Origin of the sequence: Streptomyces rhizoryzae (assembly GCF_023155275.1) — a bacterium.
GTDB lineage: Bacteria > Actinomycetota > Actinomycetes > Streptomycetales > Streptomycetaceae > Streptomyces > Streptomyces rhizoryzae.
Map to the genome: position 1 here is coordinate 1 of NZ_JALMUV010000099.1, position 5,395 is coordinate 5,395.

5 protein-coding genes are annotated in these 5,395 nt (G+C 75.8%); 2 read left to right on the plus strand and 3 right to left on the minus strand.

The window, feature by feature from the left end; all coding sequences use genetic code 11:
- Positions 1-54 precede the first annotated feature (54 nt).
- Entirely contained in the window at positions 55-1,161 is a 1,107-nt protein-coding gene (locus MUU72_RS34860; protein ID WP_248017473.1) for a TDT family transporter, read from the minus strand.
- A 71-nt stretch (positions 1,162-1,232) separates the two neighbouring features.
- Here MUU72_RS34860 and MUU72_RS34865 point away from each other — a divergent pair, with 71 nt between their 5' ends.
- Positions 1,233-2,183: a LysR family transcriptional regulator gene (locus tag MUU72_RS34865; RefSeq protein ID WP_248017474.1), complete on the plus strand. Its 951-nt coding sequence runs from the start codon at positions 1,233-1,235 to the stop codon at positions 2,181-2,183.
- A gap of 5 nt (positions 2,184-2,188) precedes the next feature.
- Here MUU72_RS34865 and MUU72_RS34870 read toward each other — a convergent pair whose 3' ends face one another.
- Together MUU72_RS34870 and MUU72_RS34875 are read right to left on the minus strand one after the other, a co-directional pair.
- A complete protein-coding gene (locus tag MUU72_RS34870) occupies positions 2,189-3,493 on the minus strand; it encodes a uracil-xanthine permease family protein (RefSeq protein WP_248017475.1) in 1,305 nt (434 codons plus the stop codon).
- A gap of 3 nt (positions 3,494-3,496) precedes the next feature.
- Complete coding sequence (locus tag MUU72_RS34875; protein ID WP_248017476.1) at positions 3,497-4,630, minus strand: arylsulfotransferase family protein; 1,134 nt, start codon at positions 4,628-4,630, stop codon at positions 3,497-3,499.
- 140 nt (positions 4,631-4,770) lie between these two features.
- Here MUU72_RS34875 and MUU72_RS34880 point away from each other — a divergent pair, with 140 nt between their 5' ends.
- Entirely contained in the window at positions 4,771-5,325 is a 555-nt protein-coding gene (locus MUU72_RS34880; RefSeq protein ID WP_248017477.1) for a helix-turn-helix domain-containing protein, read from the plus strand.
- The last annotated feature ends 70 nt before the right edge of the window (positions 5,326-5,395 follow it).

Consider the following 5,395-nt stretch of genomic DNA (forward strand, 5'->3'; position numbering starts at 1 on the left):
CGGAGGCGCAACGCACAGGCACCCCCACGGCGGGAAAGCCGACAACGTGGGAAGCTACCTACACACCGCTCGGACGGTCGCAGTAGCCGTGACCGCCACGGCCCCGACCAGGACCGCGTACAGGCCGGTGGCCAGGGCGCTGAGGGCCGTCAGGCCCGTTCCGCGGGCCAGGGCGGCGGCGCCGGTGACGCAGGTGCCGAGGGGGAAGGTGAAGGCCCACCAGGTCATCGCGAAGCCCATCCCGCGGCGGGCCGCGCGCAGCACCATCGCGGTCGCCAGCGCCAGCCACAGCAGCGCGAAGCCGAGCACCGGTACGCCGTAGAGGACCGCGAAGGCGCTCATGGCGTGCGCGTGGAGGGGGGTGACGGTGCCGGGGGCGGCGTCGGCGAGGTTCTGGACGGCGGTGGTGGACTGGCCCAGGGGGCCGAGGACGAGGAAGAGGGTGGGGGTGAGGGCGAGCGGCAGCGGGCCGTGGTGGAACAGCCGGTGCAGGATCAGCGGGAGCACGGTCAGGGTCAGCAGGAGCGATATCCCGAACAGCGCATAGCAGCCCAGCAGCATCGCCTCCCGCGGCTGGCCGGGCGGCAGGTGCGGGATCAGCGCGGGGCCCAGGGCCGCCGAGACCATCGGCGGGACCAGCGGCAGCAGCCACACCGGGGAGGCGCTGCCCTCGGGGATCCGGTGCCGGGTCACCATCAGGTAGGGGACGCCGGCCGCGGCGGCCAGGCCGGTCAGCGTGCCGGCGGTCCACAGCACGGCGTCGGCGGCCACCGCGGCGGGCGTGCCGAGGACGTCGCGGCCGACCGCGAGGGTGCCGCCGCCGACCGCGAGCAGGGCCATGGCCAGGCAGCCGTAGAACGGGGCGACGGCCGGGTCCAGCAGGTGGCGGCGGGCCTGGTCGCGGTGGCGGGCCCAGTGCAGGGCGCGGGCGGTGAGCAGGGTCAGCAGCAGCAGGGCGGACAGCGCCCACACCGGCCGGCAGGCCACCCGGAGGCCGGGGACGGTGAGCGGCAGCGCCGCACCGGCGTTGGCGACGATCGCGGTGCCCATGACCGCGGCGTACCAGTTCGGGCCGAGGTCGCGGAGCGAGAGGCGCGGGCCGGGGGCGGTGCCGCCGGGGGCGGCGGCTTCCGGGGACGGTGCGTGCGTGAGTGCGGGCATGGTCCGTAGGGTCGCCGGTCCTTGTCGCGCTCACCAGGGACCGCGTTTCTATGAGGGCATAAGCTGGGGTTATGAGTGGGACGGATGAGGCGGGGCTGCCGGCGGCTGACGGCGGGGGGCCGCTGCACCACCGGGTGCCGGATCTCGGGGCGCTGGAGCTGCTGCTCGCGGTGGCGCGGCTCGGCAGCCTGGGACGGGCCGCCCGGGCGCAGGGCATCACCCAGCCCGCCGCCAGCAGCCGGATCCGGACGATGGAGCGGCAGTTGGGGGTGGCGCTGGTGGAGCGGTCGCCGCGCGGCTCGCGGCTGACCGAGGCCGGGGCGCTGGTCACGGACTGGGCGCGCCAGGTGGTGGAGGCCGCCGAGGCGTTCGACGCGGGCACGTCGGCGCTGCGCGGCCGGCGCGACTCCCGGCTGCGGGTCGCGGCGAGCATGACGATCGCCGAGTACCTGCTGCCGGGCTGGCTGGTGGCGCTGCGCGCCCAGCGCCCCGGGACGGCGGTGTCGCTGCTGGCCGGGAACTCCCGGGCGGTCGCCGAGCGGCTGCTGGCGGGCGAGGCGGACCTCGGCTTCGTGGAGGGGCTGGACGTTCCGGCGGGGCTGGACACCACGGTGATCGGGCACGACCGGCTGGCCGTGGTGGCCGCGCCGGCCCACCCCTGGGCCCGGCGGCGCAGCGGCCTGACCGCCGCCGAACTCGCCGCCACGCCGCTGATCCTGCGGGAGCGCGGGTCGGGTACCCGCCAGGTGCTGGACGCGGCGCTGGCCGGAGCCGGCGGGCTGGCCGCGCCGCTGCTGGAGCTGGCCTCGACCACGGCGGTGAAGGCGGCGGTGGTCAGCGAGGCGGCCCCGTCCGTGCTGAGCGAGCTGGCGGTCCGCGAGGAGCTGACCGCGCGCCGGCTGGTGGAGGTCCCGGTGCGCGGCCTGCAACTGGGCCGCGAGCTGCGCGCGGTGTGGCCGGCCGGTCAGCGCCCGGCCGGTCCGGCCCGCGATCTGCTGGGGCTGACCCGCCGGGTGGCGTGAACGGGTCAGCCCGCGCCGGCCGGCGCCGCGCGGCGTGCGGGGTCCAGGCGGGCGAACAGGGCTGTCAGCACCGCGGCGGTCAGCGCGGCGGCCGGGACGCCGCTGCCGAAGAGGGTGTGCGCCCAGCCGGGCAGCGGCGCGTACAGCCGCGGGGACAGGACGGGCAGCAGGCCGGCGAGGAGGGTGAGGGCGACGACGGTGGAGGCGGCGCGGTCGGCGAGGTCGGCGCGGCGCAGCATATCGATGCCCATCGCGGCGATCACCGCGTAGATGACCAGCGCGGCGCCGCCGACGACCGGTACGGGCAGTGCGGCCAGCAGCCGGGTGACCGGTGCCAGCAGTCCGCACCCCACCAGCAGCGCGCCGGCGGCCGCGGTCACGAACCGGCTGCGGACGCCGGTGAGCCGGACGATGCCGATGTTCTCGGCGCTGGTCACCATCGTCGCGCCGCCGAGCAGCCCGGCGGCGAGCGAGGCCACCGCGTCCGCCCGGGCGGTCCGCGGCACGTCCCGGGCCGGGGCCGGGGTGCGGCCCACCGCCTCGCTGTTGAGCACCGTCTGGCCGGTGGCCTCGGCGAGCGAGGCGAGTGCGAAGACCAGCAGCGGCAGCGCGGCCACCACGTCGAAGTGCGGGGCACCGTACGGCAGGAGGCGCGGCAGGGCGAGCACCGCGTCACCCGGTACGGCGCGGAACGGGGTGCCGAGCAGGGCCGCGGCGGCGGTGCCCACCGCCATGCCGAGCAGGACGGACAGCTGCCGCCACACGCCGCGCAGCAGCAGGAAGCCCAGGGTGGTGGCGGCGAGGGTGACCAGCGCCGGGCCGGTGCCGGCGGCGGCCATCGGCGCCGCCACCGCGATCATGTTGACGCCGATCACCAGTACCGTCGCGCCCATCACCAGCGGCGGGAAGAACCGGACGATCCGCCCGTACACCGGCACCACCGCGAGCAGCAGCGCGGCGGCCAGCAGGACCGCGCCGGAGGCGGTGGCCGGGCCGTGCTCCCGGGCGATCTGGAGGAAGAGGGCGGCCGCCGCGCCGCCGGGCAGCATCATGAACGGCAGCCGGGCGCCGATCCGCAGCACGCCGAAGGACTGGAGCAGCGCCCCGGCCCCGCACAGCACGAGGGTGGCGCTGAGCAGGGCGGCGGTGCGGTCGGGCGGCAGGTGCAACCCGCCGGCCAGCAGGAAGACGGTGGAGACCGGGGCGGCGATCATGGCCAGGACGTGCTGGGCGGCGAACGGCAGCAGCCGGCTCAGCGGCAGCCGTTCGTCCACCGGCGCCGCGGCGGGCGCGGGCCCGGGGGCGGCCACCGGTCAGCCCTGCCGCTTCAGCCAGGGCAGGTCCCCGGCGCCGTAGCGGTAGGCCCGGAAGACCGCGTTGTTCTGGGTCGGGAACAGCTCACCGACCTCCGGTTCGCGGTAGCCGCCGAACTCCGGGACGACGTACTCCCAGCACAGCAGGCCCTCGGCGGTGACCTCGAAGATCCGGCCGGCGGGGGAGTCGGTGACCAGGGTGTTGCCGTTGGGCAGCCGCTGGGCGCTGCCCATGAAGGGCGCGAAGAACGCCTCCCGGGCCGGGTCGTGGTACTCCCAGACCACCGCGCCGGTGGCCCGGTCCACCTCGATGACGCGGGAGTAGGGGACGTCGCAGCCGGGCCGGAAGACGCCGTTGTCGAAGATCAGGAAGTTGCCGTTCGGCAGCTCGGTGGGGTGGTGCTGCTGGGAGACCAGGCCCGGCGCGGTGCGCCAGAGGACCTCGCCGGTCGACCGGCTGATGACGATGACCGCGGAGGCGCTGCGCAGGCTGGCCAGCACGTTGCCGTCGGCCAGCGGCAGCACGGAGTTGATCAGCGGCCAGTGCTCGCGGGAGTAGGCGGGGTGCAGGGCGTAGGCGTCCGGGTCGAGGTGGTCGGCGGCGTTCCAGGACCACAGCAGCCGGCCGTCGGCGTCGACCTCGCGGAGGGTGTCGGCGTGGACGGTACCGTCCGGTTCGGAGCCGGGGGCGCCGCCGCGCACCGCCGCGGCCCGGGCGCCGGTCAGCGGTTCCAGCGCGCTGTAGAGGATCCGCCCGTCGCCGTGGTGGTGGGCGTCGTGGTGCTGGAGCGGGTCGGTGAACGAGCGCAGCACCGTGCCGTCCGGGGCGATCTCCTGCATCAGCCCGCCGCGGTACTTGTGCCACATCGGGAAGAGCGCGTCCTGGCCGGGCAGGGTGGCGTTGTAGGCGAGGTTGCCGTTGGGCAGGATGCGGGCGTGCCGGCCGGGGCGGTGCGGCAGGTGCCAGCGGTGGACGACGGTGCCGTGCAGGTCCACCAGGAGGACCTGGCCGCCGCCGGTGAGCGGGGCGTAGAGCGTGTAGCCGTCGTGGGCGGCGGCGGGATCGAGTGCGATCAGGCCGGTGCCGCGGCGGCGGCGTGTGTTTTGATCGACTGCGGTCGTGCCGGAGGCCATGGCGGATTTCCCCTCGTCAAACCGGTTCTTGTCAAACTTTGTTTGATGGGATCAAACAGCGTAGACGCTAGGGGCGGTGTGTTGCAGGGCTGTGAACGGCGCAATAAGGAGGGCGGGACGGTGCCGGGGAGGAACGAGCGATGAGCGGGACCGAGGGCGCGGCGGAGGCGCCGCGGGTGGGGGCGGCAGTCCGGCGGCGGCGCCGCGCCCGGGAGCTGACACTGGCCCAACTGGCCCGCGCCACCGGGCTGTCCGCACCCTTCCTCAGCCAGATCGAGAACGACCGGGCCCGGCCCAGCATGCGTTCGCTCCAGCTGATCGCGGACGCCCTGGAGACCACCGCGGTGCGGCTGCTGGCCGCCGCGGACGGTTCCCGCCGCGCGGTCGATGTGGTGCGGGCCGACTCCGCGGCGGTCCCCGAGGACGGCGCCGGCGGCCGGGTACGCCCGTTGGTCCGCGGGCAGCGCCAGTTGCACGCCCTGGAGTTCACCGGCCGGCACGACTGGCAACGTCAATTCCGCCATCCGCACGACGAGTTGATGTACGTCGTCGCGGGCGCCGTGGAGGCCGAGGCGGACGGTCACCGCTACGAGCTGGGCCCCGGCGACACGCTGTACTGCACCGGCGGGGTCACCCACCGGTGGCGCGCCCTGTCACCGGGGAGCCGGGTGCTGCTGGTTGGCGTGGCGGAGTGACGTTTCGCTGCGCTTGGCCGGCTTCCCACGTTGTCGGCTTTCCCGCCGTGCGGGTGCCTGTGCGTTGCGC